Source organism: Caulobacter sp. GW821-FHT10A10 (assembly GCF_059415745.1).
Genome location: NZ_JBWKNV010000002.1, coordinates 658,433 through 679,407, shown reverse-complemented (window position 1 = coordinate 679,407; position 20,975 = coordinate 658,433). Strand labels below are relative to the sequence as shown.

11 protein-coding genes and 1 tRNA gene are annotated in these 20,975 nt (G+C 70.2%); 7 read left to right on the top strand and 5 right to left on the bottom strand.

The annotated features are described in order from the left end of the window. Window positions 1-546 precede the first annotated feature (546 nt). Both AC07NS_RS08025 and AC07NS_RS08020 read left to right on the top strand, forming a co-directional pair. A complete protein-coding gene (locus AC07NS_RS08025; protein ID WP_494602630.1) occupies window positions 547-7,188 on the top strand; it encodes a hypothetical protein in 6,642 nt (2,213 codons plus the stop codon). A 137-nt stretch (window positions 7,189-7,325) separates the two neighbouring features. Continuing rightward, complete coding sequence (locus AC07NS_RS08020) at window positions 7,326-8,435, top strand: Fic family protein (protein WP_494602629.1); 1,110 nt, start codon at window positions 7,326-7,328, stop codon at window positions 8,433-8,435. A gap of 68 nt (window positions 8,436-8,503) precedes the next feature. Here the strand turns inward: AC07NS_RS08020 and AC07NS_RS08015 are convergent. Continuing rightward, window positions 8,504-8,578: transfer RNA gene (locus AC07NS_RS08015), tRNA-Val, on the bottom strand. Window positions 8,579-8,709: 131 nt separating this feature from the next. After that, complete coding sequence (gene cpdR / locus AC07NS_RS08010) at window positions 8,710-9,066, bottom strand: cell cycle two-component system response regulator CpdR (RefSeq protein WP_110119269.1); 357 nt, start codon at window positions 9,064-9,066, stop codon at window positions 8,710-8,712. A gap of 150 nt (window positions 9,067-9,216) precedes the next feature. On the opposite strand from cpdR, the gene AC07NS_RS08005 reads away from it, so the two are divergent. Then, window positions 9,217-10,149, top strand: coding sequence for an N-formylglutamate amidohydrolase (locus tag AC07NS_RS08005; protein ID WP_494602628.1), 933 nt, complete (start codon window positions 9,217-9,219; stop codon window positions 10,147-10,149). A 535-nt stretch (window positions 10,150-10,684) separates the two neighbouring features. Then, window positions 10,685-12,520, top strand: a complete 1,836-nt coding sequence (gene typA, locus AC07NS_RS08000) for a translational GTPase TypA (RefSeq protein WP_494602627.1) — start codon at window positions 10,685-10,687, stop codon at window positions 12,518-12,520. 95 nt (window positions 12,521-12,615) lie between these two features. Here typA and AC07NS_RS07995 read toward each other — a convergent pair whose 3' ends face one another. Then, window positions 12,616-13,926 carry a PQQ-dependent sugar dehydrogenase gene (locus tag AC07NS_RS07995; protein ID WP_494602626.1) on the bottom strand — a complete coding sequence of 437 codons (1,311 nt, stop codon included), beginning with the start codon at window positions 13,924-13,926 and terminating at the stop codon, window positions 12,616-12,618. A 17-nt stretch (window positions 13,927-13,943) separates the two neighbouring features. Beyond that, the gene (locus AC07NS_RS07990; protein ID WP_110119265.1) at window positions 13,944-14,195 is read right to left on the bottom strand and encodes a GlsB/YeaQ/YmgE family stress response membrane protein; all 252 of its coding nucleotides are present in this window, start codon (window positions 14,193-14,195) and stop codon (window positions 13,944-13,946) included. Between the two features lie 249 nt (window positions 14,196-14,444). Here AC07NS_RS07990 and AC07NS_RS07985 point away from each other — a divergent pair, with 249 nt between their 5' ends. The 3 genes from AC07NS_RS07985 (at window position 14,445) to AC07NS_RS07975 (ending at window position 20,353) form a co-directional block, all read left to right on the top strand. Continuing rightward, window positions 14,445-15,593: an aminotransferase gene (locus AC07NS_RS07985; protein WP_494602625.1), complete on the top strand. Its 1,149-nt coding sequence runs from the start codon at window positions 14,445-14,447 to the stop codon at window positions 15,591-15,593. 101 nt (window positions 15,594-15,694) lie between these two features. After that, entirely contained in the window at window positions 15,695-17,545 is a 1,851-nt protein-coding gene (locus AC07NS_RS07980; protein WP_494602624.1) for a glycoside hydrolase family 2 protein, read from the top strand. A gap of 66 nt (window positions 17,546-17,611) precedes the next feature. Further along, the gene (locus AC07NS_RS07975; protein WP_494602623.1) at window positions 17,612-20,353 is read left to right on the top strand and encodes an ankyrin repeat domain-containing protein; all 2,742 of its coding nucleotides are present in this window, start codon (window positions 17,612-17,614) and stop codon (window positions 20,351-20,353) included. 3 nt (window positions 20,354-20,356) lie between these two features. Here the strand turns inward: AC07NS_RS07975 and AC07NS_RS07970 are convergent, their stop codons facing one another. Beyond that, a complete protein-coding gene (locus AC07NS_RS07970; RefSeq protein ID WP_494602622.1) occupies window positions 20,357-20,833 on the bottom strand; it encodes an SRPBCC family protein in 477 nt (158 codons plus the stop codon). Between the last annotated feature and the right edge of the window lie 142 nt (window positions 20,834-20,975).

The following is a 20,975-nucleotide window of genomic DNA, read 5'->3' as shown; positions in this document are numbered from 1 at the left end:
ACAGGGGACGTCACCGCGCCCATCGGCCCAGCCCTCCGGTCGATGGCCCAGGCCGCGCTGCGGTCATCGTCGCTGAACCTCTCGTCCGAACAGTCAAGCTTTCACCAAGTCTTCGCCGCCGATGCTAGCGGCCGGCGCTTGCGACCTACAAGCGTGGCTGTATGACTATTCTCGCCGCCGTTCCAGGCGCGCCGCCGCGACCAAAAGCCGCATTACTTCATCAAAGCCGCCCCTCACGATTCAAAAACCATCATTTTGCAGACGCCAAGACGGCGTTACTGAATGGAAGCTTGAACGCCGCGCATTGAAATACATTACACGGCCTGATCGAATTTCTTGACGCCGCCGCGACGCGGTTCGAACCCCGGTCGCCGAGACCGGCCTGGACTCGGCGGCCGAGCGCTCGTCCACCCCCCAAATGTTCCAATGTTGGAACACGACGGTCACCGAGCGCGGTGCTAGCGCTCATGCTTGCAACAATGGCGCGCCAACGCGCCAGACGGGGCCGTGATGCCGGATCGCGGTCCTTCGGGGGACTGAAGCCACATGAAGAAGACCAACGACCGCCTGTCGCGGACGATGATGACGAGCGCCTCGATCGCGGCGCTGTGCGCGCTCGCGCCCAGCCTCGCCGGCGCCCAGGCCGTGCTGAACGGCGCCCCGGGTCAGGCCCTGACCGCCGGGACGATCACCACGACCACCAGCGGCGGCATATTCGACGGCGGCGCGGGCAGCGGCGTTTCGGTCACTACGGGGGTCAACGGCCAGGTCGGCGTCACCGACGCGGTGATCGCCGTCACCGCCAACACCTGGAGCGGCGTCAGCGTTTCGTCGCTCGACACCACGGCCGGCCAGATCCTGGTCACGCTCGACGGCGTCAACAGCATCCAGGGCGGCTCGGCCGCCGTCTCGGTCTACACCGACACCCAGGACATCCTGCTCGACGCCAGCGGCGGGCTCGGAACCTATGTCGGCGCGGTCTCCAACGGGACGGGCCTCAGCGCCAGCTCGCTGAACGGCTCGGTCGCCATCCTCAACGGCGCCAACACCGTCAGCGGCGGCGCTGTCGGCGTGCTCGGCGCGGCCTACCGCACCGGCGACGTCTCCATCGACTCCAAGGGCGGAACGATCGTCAGCGCCGTGGGCGTACGCGCGCTCTCCTACGGCGGCGAAGTGACGGTCGGCGCCGACGGCGGCGTGACCACTGCGATCACCGCCACGTCGGCCGGCTCGGCCATCAACGCCACGACGTCGGGCGCGGGGGACATCGCCGTCACCACCGCCGCCGGCGGCAAGCTGGAAGGCGGCGCCAACACCGTCTTCGCCGTGACCGACGGAACCGGCGACGTCCAGGTCACGCTCGGCGACACGGTCGGCGCGACGACGCGCAGCGCCTATGCGGCGATCTACGCCCAATCGACCGGCGGCGACGTCGGCGTCGACGCGACCGCGGCCATCCGCGGCGGCGCGGGCGGGATCTCGACCAACACCTCGGGCGCGGGCGACATCACCCTTTCGACGGTGGGCGTGGACAGCACCTCCAGCAACGCCGTGTTCGGTCGCACCACCGGCTCGGGCGACATTTCCTACACCCTGAACGGCCCCAACACCGTCACCGGCGCCACCGGCGTCTACCTGACCACCTCGGGCGCGGGCGCGCTCAGCGTCACGGCGACCGACGCCGGCTCGTCGTTCGTCGGCACGACCGGCAACGGCGTCGACCTGCGCGGCGCGGGCGGCCAGATCGACGTCGACGTGGCCGGCTCGATCCGGGGCGACGGCGTCGGCGTCTATGTCGCCACCGGCGGCGCGGGCGCCATCACCGTCCACGCCGGCTCGGTCAGCGCCCGCACGGGCAACGCCGTCTCGGCCAACAACTCGACCGTCGGCGGCGCGGGCACGGTCAGCGTCGGCACGGCCGAGCGCCGGCTGGGCTCGGCGACCAGCACCAACGCCACGGCGATCTTCGCCTCCAGCCAGGGCGACGTGAACGTCTACGCCACCGACGTGACCGCCGGCACGCGCGGCATCGTGGCCGCCAGCCAGGGCACGGCGCCTAACGGCGACGTCGTGGTCGACGTCAGCGGCGAGATCAACGCCGGCTCCTACGGGATCATCGGCGTCAACTACGGCGAGGCCGTCGGCAACGACCTGACGATCCGCGCCGCCGGCGCGATCACCGCCGGGACCAGCACCGCCATCAGCGCCGAAGCCGTCAACGGCGACATCTCGATCACCGCCGACGGCGCCTTGAAGTCGACCGGCAGCAACGGCGTCTGGGCCAAGACTTACGAGAACGGAAACATCGGCGTCGTCACCAACGGTACGGTCGAAGGCGTCTGGGCGATCTACGCCAACGCCACGGCGGCCACGACCGGCGGCGCGATCGACATCACCGCCACCCAGACCGTCACCGGCAAGTACGAAGGCGTCGGCGCCGAATCCACCGGCGACGGCAAGATCACCCTCGACCTGGCCGACGTGATCGCCACCGAAGGCCACGGCGTCTTCGCCAACGGCAAGCGCGACATCTCGATCTCGACCGGCGCGGTCAGCGCCGCCGTCGGTGGCGCGATCACCCTCGACGCCGTCAACGACGCGACCGGCGTCACCGGCGCGGCGGGCTACGCGATCAACGCCACCTCCTCGCTCGGCGCGGTGGACGTGACCTCGACCGGAACCCTGACCGGCGGCGCGGCCGGCGGCCTCTATGTCCGCTCGGCGGCCGGCGACGGCGCGGGCGGCGTCACCCTCGACCTCGCCGACGTCACGGCCGGCGCGGGGCGCGCGATCGAGGTCAACTCGGCCAGCGGCCCGGTGACCGTCACGGCCGGCGCCATCACCGCCGCCACGGACGGCGTGCGGGTGCGCGGCTGGGGCGACGGTTCGACGGCCGGCGCCATCACCGTCGGCACGGCGAGCGACCGCATCGGCACGGTCAACGCCGCCGGCGGCACGGGCCTGTTCGCCACCGGCTCGGGCGACGTCAGCATCTACGCCACCGACGTCACCGCCGCCACGCGCGGCGTCCTGGCCTCCAGCCAAGGCTCCAACCCCGACGGCAAGGTGGTGATCGACGTCAACGGCACGGTCGTCGCGGGCGGCAGCTACGGCGTGCTGGGCCTCAACAACGGCGTGCTGGCGGCCAACACCGTGAGCATCACCACCGGCGCGGTCACCTCGACCGGCGGTTCGGCGATCAGCGCCCAGGCCAACGCCGGCGACATCACCGTCGTCGCCAACGGCGCGATCCAGGCCAACGCTTCGCAGGCCACCGGCACGTGGGACGGCGTCTATGCCGAGGGCTACGACGACAACAACATCTCGATCACCACCCACGGCACGGTCACCGGCTCGTACAACGGGATCGAGGCCTTCCTGCGCAGCGCCGTCGATCACGGCGCGATCGACATCGCCGCCGACGCCGCGATCCGGGGCCAGGCCGGCGTCGTCGCCATCTCGACCGGCAAGGGCGGCATCGACCTCGACCTGGCGGCGGTGACCGGTACGAACGGTCCGGGCGTCTTCGCCAGCGGCGCGGGCGCGGTGTCGGTCTCGACCGGCGCGGTCACCGCGACCAATGGCGGCGGCGTCTCTCAGAACAGCCTCAACGACGTCACCGGCGTCAACCAGACCAGCGGCTACGGCGTCACCGCCCTGTCCAGCGGCGGCGCGATCGACGTCTCGGCCACCGGCCTTGTCACCGGCGGCGCGGCCGGCGGCATCTTCGCCCAGACCACCGGCGGAACCGGCGCGATCACCGTGGCCACGGCCGGCGTGACCGCCGCCAGCGGCCGCGCGGTCGAGATCCAGAGCGCCGGCGGCGCGGTCAGCGTCACCACCGGCGCGATCACCGCCCAGACCGACGGCGTGCGGGTGCGCGGCGGCGCGGCCGCCGTGTCGTTGGGCTCTGCGACCCAGCGCATCGGGGCGGTCAACGCCGCCGCCGGCACCGGCCTATTCGCCACCGGCTCGGGCGACGTCAACGTCTACGCCAGCACGGTCTCGGCCGGCACGCGCGGCATCGTGGCCTCCAGCCAGGGGACCGGCGCCGACGGCAAGGTGCTGATCGACGTCTCGGGCGATGTGAACGCCGCCTCCACCTTCGGCCTGGTCGGCGTCAACTTCGGCGTCCGCAACGACAACAGCCTGACCATCCGCTCGGCCGGGACCGTCACCTCCACCGGCGGCTCGGCCATCAGCGCCCAGACCGTCGGCGGCGACATCGTCATCGAGGCCAATTCGGCGATCGCCAACAACGGGACGGGCGGCTCGACCTGGGACGGCGTCTACGCCGAAAGCGACCAGGCGGCCCTGATCTCGATCCTGACCCGCGGCGCGGTGTCGGGCGGCTACAACGGCGTCGAGGCGATCTCGGGCGTTGGCGGGGCCAATGGCGGCGTGATCGTCGAGACCCGGGGCGACGTGACGGGCGCCCAGGCGGCCATCCGCGCCCAGGTGCGCGGCGTCGGCAACGCCAGCGTCACGACCGCCGCCGGAACCACGCTGAAGGGCGCGGTCGGCGTCTCGGCCGCGACGGTCGGGGCCGGCGACATCACCGTCGCCAACAACGCCGCCATCGTCACGACGGGCACGGGGATCCTGGCCACGACGGAGGCCGGCGACATCGCCGTGACCACCGGCGCGACCGGGACCATCTCGCCCGGCGCGGCCGTCGGCATCAACGCCAGCACCGCCACCGGCTCGATCACCATCAACCAGGCCGGTTCGATCGGCGTGGCTGGTGAAAACGGCTGGGTCGGCACGGGCATCCGCGCCGAGATCCTCGGCGGCTCACAGGACCTGGTCATCAACTCCAGCGGCGGCATCTATGTCGCCCCCGGCTCGGGCCAGCAGAGCGCGGGCATCTACGCCGTGAACCACGGCACGGGCGCGGTCGTCGTCACGACCAGCGGCATCATCGACCCCGGCGCCTATGGCGTGGTCGTGGAGGGCGCGGGCGACGTCACCTACACCGCCGCCGGCGGCGTGGCCGAGGGCGACATCGGCGCCTCGGTGGTCTCGACCGGCTCGGGGACGGTGACCGTCGCCACCGCCGCCGGGGCCATCGTGCGCGGCTTCGACGGCGCGGGCTTCGTCGTCTCCTCGGCCGGCGGCGACGTCAGCGTCGTCAACGCCGGCTCGATCAGCGGCTCGACCCAGGGCCTGGTCGTCTCGACCAGCGGCGCGGGCTCGACCAGCCTGACCACCACCGGGACGGTGAGCGGCGCCTCGGGCGTCGGCATCGCGGCGACCTCGGGCACCGGCGGGCTGGAGCTGAACATCGGCGGCAACGTGATCTCGGCCAGCGGCCCGGCCATCCAGGCCGTCTCCACCGGCGGCGGCGTGATCAACATCGCCTCGGGCGCGGTGATCGCCGGCAAGATCGACAGCGCCAATTCGGCGGTCATCACCCTCGACACCGCCAAGGGCGAGCACTCGACCCTCAACGTGGCGTCGGGCGCGACGATCCAGTCGGTCAGCGGCTCGGTCTACGACGTGGCCCTGCGCGCCACCGGCGGCTCGGTCGTGGTCAACAACAGCGGCACGATCGCCGGCCGGGTCGACTTCTCGGCCCTGACCGGCGCCGACAGCGGCCAGTTGGTCAGCGCCGCCGGCACCAACTTCGAGACCGGCGGCGAGTCGATCTTCGCGGCCGGCGACGACGCCTTCGGCAACTCCGGCAAGCTGATCACCCTGGGCGCCCTGACCACCTTCGACTTCCGCGGCGGGACCAACGTCCTGACCAACAGCGGCACGGTCTATGTGGGCTTCAACCCCGTGGCCGTCGGCGGCTCGAGCTTCGTCCTCAAGAGCCTGACGCGGTTCGCCAACAGCGGCGTGCTGGAGATGGCCAACGGCGTCGTCGGCGACAGCATCGTGGCGACCGGGTCCAGCTATGTCGGCTCGGGCGCGGCCCTGCTGTCGATCGACGCCGCCCTCAACGCCGGCGGCAAGGCCGACACCCTGACCGTCGGCCAGAGCTCGGGCGTCACCAAGGTGCGGGTCGCCGACCGGGCCAGCGGCTTCGGCGCGCTGAACCTGACCGGGACCGCCGTCGTCGTCGGGACCACCCACGCCGGCGACTTCGTGCTCGACAGCGGCTCGTCCTGGTACAACGCCGCCATCTTCGGCGGGGCGATCGACAAGCCGGGCCTGTTCTTCAGCCAGCTGGCCAACGCCTCGACCGGAACCGTGCTGGTCAGCGCCCCCAAGACCCAGGCCTACCAGTTCGCCACCCTGGCGGCCCAGGCCCAGGGCCTGTGGCACGGCGCGGCCGACCGTACCGCCCGCAACGCCGAGCTGCGCAACGCGCTGGACCCGGCGGCCAAGGCCGACGCGCCGTCCACCAAGACCGGCTTCTGGTTCAAGGCCGACGCCGCCCGCGCCGAACGCCAGACCAGCCAGTCGCTGACCGTGCTGTCGAACACCTACGCCTACGACGCCTCCTACAAGCAGGACTCCACCAACGCGACGATCGGCTTCGACGCCGTCAACGCCGCGTCGGACGGCGGCCTGGCCTGGGGCGCGGCGCTGGGCTACGCCCAGGCCAAGGCCCGCTTCGACCAGTACGACACCCTGACCAAGCTGCAGGGCCCGGTGCTGAGCGGCTACGCCAGCTGGCTGTCGGGCGGGACCTTCGTCTCGGCCACGGTCGCGGCCAGCCAGCTGAACGCCAAGCTGGCCGCCTCGCAGCTGGCCGGCTGGACCCAGCAGAAGGCCGACGTGACCTCGCTCGGCGGCGCGGTCGAGGCCGGCCTGCGCAGGCCGTTCTTCGGCGGCGCGGTGATCGAGCCGAGCCTCGGCGTGACCTATGTCGACACCAGCATCGACGACGTCTCGACCGCGGGTACGACCTTCCGCTTCGAGGACGCCAAGAGCGTGCGCGCCAGCCTCGGCGCCCGCGTCACCGGCGTCCTGGCCCCCAGCGAGGCCTGGACGACCCGCTACGCCGTCTCGGTGCGGGTCGTCGACGAACTGAAGGGCAAGAACGACGTGACCCTGCTCAGCGCCGGCGCGCCGTTCAAGATCACCGACAAGGCCTTCGACGGCGCCTATGGCGAGTTCGGCTTCAACCTGTCGAGCCGCAGCAAGAGCGGCTGGACCGGCTTCGTGGACGCCAAGCTGCGCGCCAACGACGCCTACAGCGAAGCCGGCGCCTCCCTGGGCTTGCGCCTGCGCTACTGACGACGGAAGCGACGCGGCGTGCAAACGCCGCGTCGCGGCTTGCGGAGAATAGCATGCCTATTCTCCGCATATTTTGCGGAGATACCGCTTGAGCCTGCGGAGATAATGAACCACATTCTCCGCAAGGAGTGCGGAGAATGGTGCGATATATCCACGAGCGGCCAAACTGGCCGAACTTTGGCTGGAGCCGCCATGCCCTAGCCGACCAACTCGCGGCCGTCCGCCACCATCAGGGTCGGCTGATCGGGCGAATGGAAGCCCTCGGCTTTGAACTCCGCGAAGAAGCCATTCTTCACACGCTCACCGAAGACGTTCTGAAATCGAGCGAGATCGAGGGTGAAATCCTCGACAAGCAGCAGGTCCGCTCTTCCATCGCCCGTCGCCTCGGCCTGGACGCCGGCGCCGTCACGCCGACCGACCGCAACGTCGAGGGCGTCGTCACGATGATGCTCGATGCGACCCAGAATTACGACGCCCCCCTCACCGCCGAGCGCTTGTTCGGCTGGCACGCGGCTCTTATTCCCACTGGATGGAGCGGCATCGAAAAGATCACGGTCGGCGCCTGGCGACCGCCATCGTCCGATCCCATGCAAGTCGTCTCAGGCTATCGTGGACAAAGGGTGCACTACGAGGCGCCGGTCGCGGCGCGCCTCGACAACGAGATGCACGCCTTTCTCGCCTGGCTCGACACGGACGCCACCGAGGACCCCGTCATCAAGGCCGGACTGGCCCATCTATGGTTCGTCACCATCCATCCCTTCGAGGACGGCAACGGCCGTGTCGCTCGCGCGATCGCCGACATGGCCCTGGCCCGCTCGGAACGGAGCCCCCAACGCTTCTACAGCATGTCCGCCCAAATCCGCCTGGAACGCGCCGCATACTATGACCAGCTGGAAGCGACCCAGAAAGGCGAACTCGACGTCACGGCCTGGCTGGCGTGGTTCCTGGCCTGCCTCGATCGCGCGCTCGACGGCGCAGAAACCATCTTGGCCGCGGTCCTGAACAAGGCTCGCTTCTGGGAACAGAGCGGCCTCGTCGGCGTCAATGACAGACAACGCCTCATGCTGAACCGACTGCTCGACGGCTTCGAGGGCAAACTGACCTCGTCGAAATGGGCGACCATCGCCAAGTGCTCACAGGACACGGCCGGTCGCGACATCGACGATCTCGTGCGGCGAGGCGTTCTCGCCAAGGACCCCGGCGGCGGCCGCAGCACGAGCTATTCGCTCGTCCGCGACGAAGACTGAGCCGCCAAGCTCGCGGAAACCCCGCGTCAGCGCGCTCGGCGCAAGTCTCTGATTTTAAAGAGAGGGGATGGTGGACGCGACAGGGATTGAACCTGTGACCCCTACGATGTCAACGTAGTGCTCTCCCGCTGAGCTACGCGTCCGCCGAAGCGATCCGAAGCGCCTCGAGGAGGCGTCCCGGCCGGGAAGGTGTGGGGGTATAGCGGCGGCTTGGCCGGGGCGCAAGCCGCCGAGGAAACTTTTTCGGAGAAGTTTCGCGGAAGGCTGTGGAGGCTTATGCGGCCATCATCTTTTCGACTTCGGAGACGAGGTCGCGCAGGTGGACGGGCTTGGACAGAACCTTGGCGCCGGCGGGGGCGCGGTCCTGGGCCGAGAGGGCCACGGCGGCGAAGCCGGTGATGAACATAATGCGCAGGTCCGGGTCGCGGGCGGCCGCCTGGCGCGCCACCTCGATGCCGTCCATGCCGGGCATGACGATGTCGGTCAGCAGCAGGTCCCACGGGTGGTCGAGGTGGCCGACCGCCTCTTCGCCGTCGGCGCAGGCGGTGACTTCGAAGCCGGCGCGTTCGAGCGCCCGGGCGAGGAAGCCGCGCAGCGAGTCGTCGTCTTCGGCGAGGAGGATGCGGGCCATGTCGGTCAGTGTCCGTTGGATCTCGTCTCTGGAAAGCCGAATCTAGGCCCGGGACGGTAAATCGCCGGTGAACCGGCGCGGACCGTCCACAGATACGACAGGGCGCGAGGACATTTGACCGCAAGCCCGGGGTTCTCGACTATGTGACGCATGAACGCATGGGACCCGATCACCCCGGACACCGCTTCGCCCCAGGCCGGCGCGACCGCCGCCACGGGGCGCGAGCCGGCGTACGAGGCCGTGCGGGCCACGCCCGAGGGCCAGAGCGCCCCGACGCCCCTGGTGTTCGCCTCGCCCCATTCGGGGGCCCTGTACCCGCCGGAGATGATGGCGGCGGCCCGCCTGCCCGAGAACGTGCTGCGCGGCTCGGAGGACGCCTTCGTCGACCGACTGATCGCCAGGGCGCCGACCCAGGGCGTCTCGACCATCCGGGCGCGGCTGGCGCGGGCCTATATCGATCTCAACCGCGACCCGTGGGAGATGGACCCGGCGATGTTCGACGGCGACCTGCCGGAGTTCGCGCGCGGCCGCACCGCCCGGGTCGCCGCGGGCCTGGGGGCCATCGCCCGGGTGGCGGACGGCCGGCCCATCTACGCCCGCAAGCTGACCTTCGACGAGGCCAAGGCCCGGGTCGAGCGAGCCCACCGTCCCTATCACGACATGCTGACCCGCCTGTTGGCCCAGGCGCGGGCCGCCCATGGCCTGGCGGTGCTGATCGACTGGCATTCGATGCCGGCGGCCGCGGCGCGCGGCTCGCGGGCCCGCGGCGGCGGCCCGTGCGACATCGTGCTGGGCGACCGCTTCGGCGCGGCCTGCGCGCCCGAACTGACCAAGCTGGTCGAGCAGGCGCTGGAGGAGATGGGGTACAGGGTGGCCCGCAACGCCCCCTATGCCGGCGGCTACACCACCGAACACTACGGTCGCCCCGCCCGGCGCACCCACGCCCTGCAGATCGAGATCAACCGCTCGCTCTATATGAACGAGACGACGCGCGAGCCGACCGAGGGGCTGGCGACGCTCAAGGTCCATGTCGAGAAACTGACGGCCCTGCTGGCCAGGGCCGACTGGTCGGGGCTGAAATAGCGCCCACGCGGCCGGCGAAAACGGCCAATCACGGGTCAAACGCCCGCAAACCGCCGCAAAGGCTTGCAAAATCGCGCCTCGCCGGCTTCGGGCCAAAAAAAAGCCCGGCGGTAAGGCCGGGCTAGTTCATTAGGGAGGAAACGCCCAGGAAGGGCAGAAGCGGCAGCGCCGCCTCACACCTTCCTTATAGGGTGCGCTGCGAAATCGAGCAAGCGGAAAGTTGGACAACGTTGTCGAATTTTCTGCGACATCCGGTAGCAACCCTTTGCACAGCAAGGATCGGAGAACGTCGATCTTCAGGCTTGACTATAAAATAGGCATTGCTGCGCTGCACAATTAGTTGCCCAAGAAACGACAACCGCCAGAAACCACCCCAAACCCGGTAGGAATAAGGGTTTGCGGCGTGACACCGGTAACCGCGACATAAGGCGCCGTTTGGGCGGGGTGGATAAACGCAGCGCAGTCGCGTAAAAGCCGCGCGCCTGACGCGCGCAGCGTCTCATCCGATTTTTCTCCGAAAGCCCGCCGTCCTCCCATGTCCATGCGAAATATCGCCATCATCGCGCACGTCGATCATGGCAAGACCACCCTCGTCGACCAGCTGCTGGCCCAGTCTGGCGTGTTCCGCGCCAACGAGGCGACGACCGAACGCGCCATGGACTCCAATGACCAGGAGCGCGAACGCGGCATCACCATCCTGGCCAAGTGCACCAGCGTCCTGTGGAACGGTGAAGCGGGCGAAACCCGCATCAACATCATCGACACCCCCGGACACGCCGACTTCGGCGGCGAGGTCGAGCGGATCCTCGGCATGGTGGACGGCTGCGTCCTGCTGATCGACGCCGAAGAAGGCGTCATGCCGCAGACCAAGTTCGTGCTGACCAAGGCGCTGAAGATGGGCCTGCGCCCGATCCTCTGCATCAACAAGGTCGACCGCGCCCACGCCGATCCGGACCGCGTGCACAACGCCGCCTTCGACCTGTTCGCCGCCATCGGCGCCACGGACGAGCAGCTGGACTTCCCGCACATCTACGCCTCGGGCCGCTCGGGCTGGGCCACGCTGGACATGAACGTGCCCAGCGACAACCTCGCCCCGCTGTTCGACCTGATCGTGCGCCACGTGCCGGAACCCAAGCAGATCGCCAAGCGCGACGAGCCGTTCCAGATCCTGAACGTGCTGATCGAAAGCGACCCGTTCCTGGGCCGCCTGCTGACCGGCCGCATCGAAAGCGGCAAGGCCGTCCCGGGCATGGCCATCCACGCCCTGGACCGCAACGGCAAGGAAATCGAGCGCGGCCGCATCACCAAGGTGCTGGCCTTCCGCGGCCTGAAGCGCCAGCCGATCGACGAGGGCGCGGAAGCGGGCGACATCGTCGCCATCGCCGGCATGTCCAAGGCGACCGTGGCCGACACCCTGTGCGCCCTGGAAGTCACCGAGGCCCTGCCCTCGCAGCCGATCGACCCGCCGACCATCTCGATGACCGTCTCGGTCAACGACAGCCCGCTGGCCGGCCGCGAAGGCGACAAGGTCCAGTCGCGCGTCATCCGCGACCGCCTGCTGAAGGAAGCCGAGAGCAACGTCGCCATCCGCGTGACCGAGAGCACCGAAGGCGACGCCTATGAAGTGTCGGGCCGCGGCGAACTGCAGCTGGGCGTCCTGATCGAGAACATGCGCCGCGAAGGCTTCGAGGTCTCGATCTCGCGTCCGCGCGTCGTGTTCCAGGCCGATCCGGAAACCGGCAAGCGCCTCGAGCCGATGGAAGACGTCATGATCGACGTCGACGACGAGTTCTCGGGCATCGTCATCGAGAAGCTGTCGCTGCGTAAGGCCGAGCTGAAGGACATGGGTCCGTCGGGCGCGGGCAAGACCCGCATCCAGCTGACCGCTCCGTCGCGCTCGCTGATCGGCTATCAGGGCGAGTTCCTGACCGACACCCGCGGCTCGGGCGTGCTGAACCGCGTGTTCAGCCACTACGAGGGCTACAAGGGCGCCATCGACCAGCAGCGCAAGGGCGTGCTGATCTCGAACTCGGACGGTGAAACCGCGGCCTACGCGCTGTGGAACCTGGAAGAGCGCGGCACCATGTTCGTCGGCGCCGGCGAGAAGACCTACCAGGGCATGATCATCGGCGAGAACGCCCGTCAGGATGACATGGACGTCAACCCGATGAAGGCCAAGCAGCTGACCAACGTCCGCGCCTCGGGCAAGGACGAGTCGATCCGCCTGACCCCGCCGCGCAAGATGACCCTCGAGCAGGCCATCGCCTACATCGAGGAAGACGAGCTGGTGGAAGTGACCCCGAAGAACATCCGCCTGCGCAAGCAGACCCTGAACCCGTCGTTCCGCAAGAAGCGCGTCAAGGAAGACTAGTCTTCCTGGCCCTTCGGGGATCTTCAGGGACATGAAAAGGCCGCCGATCCGAAAGGGTCGGCGGCCTTTTTCGTTTGGGCTTTGGCGCCCGGCCCCTACCGCCCGCTCACCCGCCAGATCACGTTCCCCACGTCGTCGGCGACCAGCAGCGCGCCCTTGGCGTCGAAGGCCACGCCGACCGGGCGGCCCAGGGCCTCGCCCTCGTCGTTGAGGAAGCCCGTCAGCACGTCACGCGGCGCCTCCGACGGCTTGCCGCCGGCGAAGGGCACGAAGATCACCTTGTAGCCGCTGTGCGGCCGGCGGTTCCACGAGCCGTGCTGGCCGATGAAAGCCCCGCCCTTGAACGGCGACGGCAGGGCCGAGACCGCGTCGAAGGTTAGGCCCAGCGAGGCCGTGTGCGGCCCCAGCGCGTAGTCGGGAACGAGGGCCCGGGCCACCAGGTCGGGCCGCTGCGGCGCGACCCGTTTGTCGACGTGGGCGCCGTAATAGCTATAGGGCCAGCCGTAGAAGCCGCCGTCCTTCACCGAGGTCAGGTAGTCGGGGACCAAGTCGCTGCCGATCTCGTCGCGCTCGTTGACCACGGTCCACAGGGCGCCCGTCGAGGCCTCCCAGCCCATGCCGTTGGGATTGCGCAGGCCGCTGGCGAACAGTCGCTTGGCGCCGGTGGCCAGATCGATCTCCCAGATCGCCGCCCGCCCTTCTTCTGCCGCCATGCCGTTCTCGGCGACGTTGCTGTTGGAGCCGACGGTGGCGTAGAGCCGCTTGCCGTCGGGGCTGGCGATCAGGCTCTTGGTCCAGTGGTGGTTGCGCGGCCCGGCCGGCAGGTCGGTGACCCGCACGCCCTTGGCCGTGATCGTCGTCTCGCCGCCCTTGTACGGAAAGCGCAGCACCGCGTCGGTGTCGGCCACGTAGAAGGCGTCGCCGACGATGGCCATGCCGAACGGCGAATTCAGCCCCGACAGGAAGGTCGCGCGCAGGTCGGCCACGCCGTCGCCGTCGGTGTCGCGCAGCAGGGTGATGCGGTTGGCGCTCTTGGTCGCCGCCCCCGCCCGCTTCATGACGACAGCCTGGATCTTGGCCTTCAGGCCCTTGTTGTCCTCGGGCTTGGGCGGAGCGTTGGTCTCGGCCACCAGCACGTCGCCGTTGGGCAGGACCTGGATCCAGCGCGGATGGTCCAGCTTGTCGGCGAAGGCCTTGACCGCCAGGCCTTGCGCCGGCTTCGGCGTCGCGCCTTCCGGCCAGCCCTTGGCCGGCGCTATGTTCAGCGTCGGCAGCAGGGTCTTCTTGGGGGCCGGCAGCTGGGGATTTGGGCCCGTGCCGGCGGCGACGTCGAGCCTGGCCCGCTCGCCGCAGGCCGCGACGCCCAGCAGGGCCAGGGCCGCGGCGGCGGTCAGGACACGTTTCATGTTCGGGCGCGCCACCCTCAGGCGCGTCGGCGGAAGAGACCCAGCAGGGCCAGCAGCACCACCGCGCCGATCGTCGAGATCACCAGGCTGCCCAGCCATCCAGTCGCCCCCAGACCCACCATGCTCGCCAGGAAGGCGCCGATCAGCGAGCCCACCAGGCCGACCACCAGATTGGTCAGCAGCCCATGATCGCGCTTCATGATCTTCTCGGCCAGCCAGCCGGCGAAGACGCCGATGATGATCGCGCCGATGAAACCCACGCCGTTCATGCCGTCATTCTCCTGTTCGCCCTCGGGTGTCAGGAAAATGCGTAGGGTGCGGCAGAGGTTGCCTGCCGCCTGCGGCGCCCCCTCAGTCGCTCCGCGACAGCTCTCCCAGAGGGGGAGCATCTTGACGTCGAAGATCCTCCCCCTTTGGGGGAGGTGGCCCGGAGGGTCGGAGGGGGCCGGCGCGGCGGAAAGTCTTGGCGCCTCGACCTCGCCAAGCCATGGTCCCCGCCCACACCGCCCGAGCCTCCCATGGTCCACCCCGTCTTCGCCGACCTGCCCGTCACCGTCTTCGAGGAGATGAGCGGCCTCGCCCGCGATCTGGGGGCGATCAATCTGGGTCAGGGCTTTCCCGACGACCAGGGGCCGATCGCCTTGCGGCGCAAGGCCGGGCAGGCGCTGATCGAGGGCTCCAACCAGTATCCGCCGATGCGCGGCCTGCCCCAGCTGCGCCAAGCGGTCGCCGCCCACTACGGCCGCACCCAGGGCCTGAACCTCGACCCCGACCGCGAGATCATCGTCACCTCGGGCGCGACCGAGGCCCTGGCGGCGGCGTTCCTGAGCCTGATCTCGCCCGGCGACGAGGTGGTGCTGTTCCAGCCGCTCTACGACGCCTACCTGCCGATGGTGCGACGGGCCGGCGGCATCCCGCGCCTCGTTCGCCTGACGCCGCCGCACTGGCGGTTCGACCGGGCGATGCTGGAGGCCGTGTTCAGCGAGAAGACCAGGCTCGTCGTGCTCAACAGCCCGCTGAACCCGGCCGGCGTCGTCACCCCCGACGAGGACCTGGCGCTGCTGGCCGAGTTCTGCGTGCGCTTCGACGTCACGGCCGTCTGCGACGAGGTCTGGGAGGCCGTGGTCTTCGACGGCCGCGCCCACAGGCCGCTGATGACCTTCCCCGGCATGCGCGAGCGGACGGTGAAGATCGGCTCGGCGGGCAAGATGTTCGGCATGACCGGCTGGAAGGTCGGCTTTCTGTGCGCCGCCCCGCCGCTGGCCAAGGCCCTGGCCGGCGCCCACCAGTTCCTGACCTTCACCACCCCGCCCAACCTGCAGGCCGCCGTCGCCTTCGGGCTGGAGGAACCCGGCGACTGGTTTACGGCCATGCCCGCCGGCCTGCAGCGCTCGCGCGACCGGCTGGCGGCGGGGCTGCGGGAGGCCGGTTTCGCGGTGCTCGACAGCGGCGGGACCTATTTCCTCAATGTGGACCTTACGGCCTCAGGGATCGACGAGCCCGACCGCGCCTTCGCGCTCAGAGCCGTTCGCGAGCATGGCGTGGCGGCTATCCCGGTCTCGGCCTTCTACGCGGAAGACCCGGTCACCAACGTGCTGCGGCTGTGCTTCGCCAAGGCCGACGACGTGCTGGACGCGGCGGTGGAGCGGCTGGCGCGGGCGAAGTGACCCCGCATCTCGCGGCGCTGGACAACCCGACATTGGCCTGACCAATATCCCCGCCAATGACGACGCCGGCATTACCAGCGTTGCGCGACAGGGAGAGGTGGATGCGGCGGATCTTCGGATGGGCCTTGGCGGTCGCGGCCGCGTTCCTGGCGACCTCGGCGGCCCTCGCCGGCCCCACCCTGAACCGCGCCGACCTGCGCGCCGGCCAGGACCTGTCCGGAACCTGGAACTATTCGGTCGATCCCTATCGCGACGGCGTCGCCGGTTTCCATCGCGGCCCGCCCGGCGTCGGCCACCGGCGCTATGACGACAGCGACGTCGACCAGGTGACCCGCGCCGATCCCAAGGCGCTCTACGAATACGACATGCGCCGCTCGCCGACGGCGACCCTGCCCGCCTCGTGGCTGACCCATGCGCCGGAGATGCGCCACTACCAGGGCCTGGTCTGGTACCAGCGGCGGTTCGACAGCGTCGCCCTGAAGCCCGGCCAGCGCGCCTTCCTGCGCTTCGAGGCCGCCAACTACACCGCCAAGGTGTTCTTGAACGGCCAGGCCGTAGGCGAACACGAGGGCGGCTTCACGCCGTTCTCGTTCGAGGTGACGGGCCTGCTGCGGGCCGGCGAGAACCAGGTGACGGTCGGCGTCGATTCCACGCCGTCGGCCGACGGCGCCCCGCCGCCGGTCACCGACTGGGAGAACTATGGCGGCGTCACCCGGCCCGTGCGGCTGGTGATCACCCCGTCCACCTTCGTCGACGAGGCCTGGGTGCGGCTGACCCGCGACGGCAAGACGATCGCCGCCGACGTGCGCCTGGACGGCCCATCGGCGGCCGGCCAGACGGTCAGCGTCAAGGTCGCCGGCCTGAACCTGACGGGCCAGGCGGGCGCCAACGGCGTGGCGACGCTGTCGGCCCCCGCGCCCAAGGGCCTCAAGCGCTGGGCCCCCGGCGCGCCGGCGCTCTACGACGTCCGCGTCGAGGCCGGCGACGACGTGCTGACCGACCGCGTCGGCTTCCGCACCATCGAGGTGCGCGGCGGCGAGATCCTGCTGAACGGCAAGCCGGTGTTCCTGCGCGGCATCTGCCTGCACGAGGAGGAGCTGGGCGAGAACCCGGCCCGCACGATCACCGAGGCCAACGCCCGCGCCCTGCTGGGCGAGGCGCGCGACGGCCTGCACGCCAACTTCGTGCGCCTGGCCCACTATCCGCACTCGGAGGTCACCACCCGCGTCGCCGACGAGATGGGCCTACTGGTCTGGAGCGAGATCCCGATCTACTGGCTGGTGGCCTTCGACAATCCCCGCACCCTGAAGCTGGCCCGCGACATGCTGGCCGACTCCATCCGCCGCGACCGCAACCGCGCCTCGATCGTGCTGTGGAGCGTGGCCAACGAGACCCCGGTCAGCGACGCCCGCAACGCCTTCCTGGGCACCCTGACCGACGACGTCCGCGCCCTGGACGACACCCGCCTGGTCACCGCCGCCCTGCTGGCGGCCCGCAAGACGGTGGACGGTCATGCCGAGCAGTGGATCGACGATCCGCTGGCGGCCAAGCTCGACGTGCTGGCGGTCAACACCTATGCCGGCTGGTACGGCGACGACCCGCTGGACGCCGTCTCCAAGATCACCTGGCGGGCCACCGACAAGCCGATGGTGTTCTCCGAGTTCGGCGCCGACGCCCTGGCCGGGTTCAGCGACCCGGTGCTGATGCGCAAGTTCTCCGAGGACTTCCAGGCCCGCTACTACGTCCAGACCCTGGCCATGGCCGCCAACGCCCCGTCCTTGCGCGGCATGTCGCCCTGGATCCTCAAGGACTTCCGCTCGCCCCGCCGCCAGCATCCGGTCTACCAGCAGGGCTGGAACCGCAAGGGCCTGATCTCGCCCACCGGCCGGCGCAAGGCGGCTTTCAAGGTGCTGGCCGACTACTACGAGAAACTGGCTGGTCAGGGGCGCTGAAGCGAGGCCAGTTGACGCCTGTACATTGAATGATGAAACTACGCGCCTCGGTTGAAGGGGCGCAGCGTGTACAAGCAAGTCTTCACGGCGGGCCTGTTGCTGGCCGGCGGAATTGTGGGCCTGACGGCGAGCCCCACCTGGGGGGCCAAACCGGCGTCGCCCGCCGTCCAGCCCGTGGTTCTGGCCCTGACCTCGCCCGTCCGCCAGCTAGAGGCCCAGAGCGGGCGCGGCGAACCCGACGCCCAGTACGCCCTGGCGATCCTCAAGGCCCGTGGCCTGCGCGGCGTGGTCCGCGACGAGGCCGGCGCCCAGGCCCTGAAGGCCGCGGCGCTGGCGCCCAGGCCGCCGCAGTCCATCACCACCTATATCGCGGGCCTCAACGGCGCGCCGGGGCGGGTCTCGACCATCATGGTTCCCGACGCCGGCCTGTCCGCCCCGGTCGCCAGGCAGTCGGAGGCTTGCGTCGAAGCGTTGGCGGGCATCTCGCCCTCGGCCCAGGCGGCTGCCTGCGGCGCGCAGAGCGCCACCTTGAGAGGCCTATGGATCAAGGCGCAGCCGTGGCGCCCTCACGCCCTGCCGTCGTGCTGGGGCGACGACCGCCGCTGCCGGGAGCTGCGCGAGCGGGTGGCGCGCCTGAACGCCCGCGATCCCGCCGCCGAGGCCGCCGCCGCCATCCTGCGCGGCGACTTCCGACTGGGCGGGACCAACCACATCGGCCCCATGCCGACAGGCTGGAACCTGCCGGGCGTCGCCTGCCGGACCTGGTCGCGCGAGATGATCGGCAAATGGCATGTGAATCAGGACGTGATCATGCCGGGCGACGCCGAGCACAGCGGCGCGTCCGAGGATTTCATCGCCGCCTATAACCGCGCCATGATCGCCAACCCGGGCTTCGCCTATGCCGACATCTGCTTCGACGAGGACGGCAAGCCTTCCGGCGCCTACGAAGGGCCGGTGCGCACGGCGGCCGAGGCGGCCCGCTCGCGGGACGTTTCCAAGCTGAAGGCCCTGCCGACCGACGTCGATGTCAACGCCCGGGACCCGTTGGGCGAGACCGCGCTCGGCTGGGCCATGGCCAATGGCGACGAGGCGCTCGCGCGGGGGCTGCTGGAACGCGGCGCCGATCCGAACCTGCGCTCGGAGGACGGCCCGGCGCCACTGGCCCTGGCGATCGAGCGCGGCCAGACGAGCCTGGCCGCCCTGATGACCGCCAAGGGCGCGCTCATGACCGGCTTCACGGGGCTTTGCGACTTCCGGGACGAGGGCCTGTCTCCCGAGTCGCCGACCGTGCGCGGCTGCACCTGGGCCGGGCTGCTGGCCAGGAAGCGGGCCTATGACCAGCTGGATGCGGCCGGCGCGGCCGGCCTGCTGCATACGATCAAGCCAGGCGGCACGATGCTGGACGGCATGGACGAGGTGCACGTCGCCCTGTCGGCGGCGCTGAAGGCGGGCGACCGCGAGGCGGTCGATCGCCTGCTGCCGCACGCCGGAGCGGACGACTGGCGGATCTCAGCGGTGTTCGACGAGCTGCGCGCGGCCGGCCGGGGCGATCTGGTTCTGGCCTATGCCGCCGGCCGCGGCGCCGATCTGGCCCGCAGTCCGGCCGAGGCCGAGCTGTGGCGGGCGGCGGCGAAGGGGCGCAAGGCCGAGGCGCTGAATTTCCTGCGCGACTACGGCGCCGACCTGAATCTGCTGCCGGCGAGCGAGCTGGACGACTGCCGAACGGCGGCGCGCAAGGGCGACGAGGCGCGGCTGCTGGCCTGCGTCGAGGCGGCGGCGGCGCGACGCGCCCGCCTCGAGGCGGCCGTGACGGCCGGCGACGTCGCCGGCTTCCAGGCCCAGATCGCCGAGGCGGCCGACCTGCGCGAGCGCGGCAAGCCGACCCTGCTATGGCTGGCTTCGACCACCGGATCGGCGGACATGGTCCAACTCGTGGTGACCCGTGGCGCGCGCGAGGCGCGGGCGGCCGAAACGAACGCCCCCTCGCTCTATGCCGGCGCGTATCGACCGACGGCCACGCCGCGTCCCGGCGCGGCCTATCCGGCGGCGGCGGGCGGGGGATCCTTCGCCATCGCCACGGCGGCCCTGCGCGGCGACGCGGCGACGGTGCGACTGCTGGCCGAAGCGGGGATCGAGTCGCCCGAAGCCGCTCTACGGAGCCTGGGCGGCCTCGGCAATCCGCCGCCGGGCCAGAGCCGGAATTTCCTAGACGCCGACGTCGACACCTCTTCCCTGCCCGCCGGTCCCGAGCCGGCCAAGCTGGCGGCGATGACCCTGCTGGCGGCCGAGGCGGTGCGCCTGCGCGGCGGCCAGACCCTGGACGACGCCTTCGCCAGCGCCGTCTACACCGGCTATGACGACGTGCTGACGATGATGATCGCCGCCGGCTACCAGCCGGCCAAGGCCAAGGAGCCGGGCCGCGTCTGGTTCAACTGGGCGGGCCTGGGCAATCCGTGCAAGCCGTCGACCGGCCGCCTGCTGCTGCGGGCCGGCCTGCCGACCGACTACCCACCGACGGCGTTCAGCGCCTGGCCACCGCTGCACACCCTGGCCGCCGGCTGCATGAACCCGCGCAGCGTCCCGGTGCTGCTGGAGGCCGGCTACGACGTCAACCGCCTGGACGACGAGGGCCGGACGGCGGTCGACCAGGCGCTCACCTACCGGCGCGACGCCCTGGTCGCGGCGTTGCGCGCCGCCGGCGGCAAGACCGCCAAGGAGCTGGACGCCAAGGCGGTCGCCCGCCGGTCCGAGAAGCGCGCCGAGGAGATCGACCTGGATCTCAGCCAATGGGTGGACCAGGAGTCCTGAGGCTCAGAGCGTCGCGGCCAGGGCGGCCATCTGGTCGGCGGCGATCCCCCAGCCTTCGTGGAAGCCCATCTGCTCGTGGGTCGCCTTGTCCTCGGCGCTCCAGTGGCGGGCGGTGGCGGTGTAGCGGGTCTTGCCCTCGCCCAGGTCCTCGAAGCGGACGACGCCGACCATGAACGGTTTCTCGGAGGGAACCCAGGCGCTGGTGAAAGCGTCGGTGAAGACGATCAGCTCGTTTTCGATCACCTCCAGATAGACGCCGGGATTGGGCATTTCCTCGCCGTTCGGGCCGCTCATGACGATGTAGCTGTTTCCGCCGCTGCGGACGTCCATCTGCGCGTAAGACACGCGCCAGGGCGGGGGGCAGAACCACTTGGGCAGCAGCTCTGGCGTGGTCCAGCACTTGAAGAGCTTGTCGGCCGGGACGTCGATGATCCGGGTCAGGGTCAGTTCATGAGCGGCGGCGGGCGGCGTGAAGGCCATGGCGGGTCTCCGTCTTGCTGGAAGGACTGTTCGGCCCAAGGACGCTTGCGGTCCAGCCGCCCCGACATCGCACGCCGCATTTTTCGTCGGCGGTTGACCGGACCGCGCGCGGCGGTCACTGTGCGGACAATTCAAACAAACG

Bases quoted from the DNA above. Each gene is read 5' to 3' on its own strand.
- AC07NS_RS07990 (WP_110119265.1), bottom strand. From the start codon at position 14,195: ATGAACGGCGTGGGTTTCATCGGCGCGATCATCATCGGCGTCTTCGCC.
- cpdR (WP_110119269.1), bottom strand. From the start codon at position 9,066: ATGGCCCGCATCCTCCTCGCCGAAGACGACGACTCGCTGCGCGGCTTC.
- AC07NS_RS07985 (WP_494602625.1), top strand. From the start codon at position 14,445: ATGGTCCACCCCGTCTTCGCCGACCTGCCCGTCACCGTCTTCGAGGAG.
- typA (WP_494602627.1), top strand. From the start codon at position 10,685: ATGTCCATGCGAAATATCGCCATCATCGCGCACGTCGATCATGGCAAG.
- AC07NS_RS07995 (WP_494602626.1), bottom strand. From the start codon at position 13,926: ATGAAACGTGTCCTGACCGCCGCCGCGGCCCTGGCCCTGCTGGGCGTC.
- AC07NS_RS07980 (WP_494602624.1), top strand. From the start codon at position 15,695: ATGCGGCGGATCTTCGGATGGGCCTTGGCGGTCGCGGCCGCGTTCCTG.
- AC07NS_RS08020 (WP_494602629.1), top strand. From the start codon at position 7,326: ATGGTGCGATATATCCACGAGCGGCCAAACTGGCCGAACTTTGGCTGG.
- AC07NS_RS08005 (WP_494602628.1), top strand. From the start codon at position 9,217: ATGAACGCATGGGACCCGATCACCCCGGACACCGCTTCGCCCCAGGCC.
- AC07NS_RS07970 (WP_494602622.1), bottom strand. From the start codon at position 20,833: ATGGCCTTCACGCCGCCCGCCGCCGCTCATGAACTGACCCTGACCCGG.
- AC07NS_RS08025 (WP_494602630.1), top strand. From the start codon at position 547: ATGAAGAAGACCAACGACCGCCTGTCGCGGACGATGATGACGAGCGCC.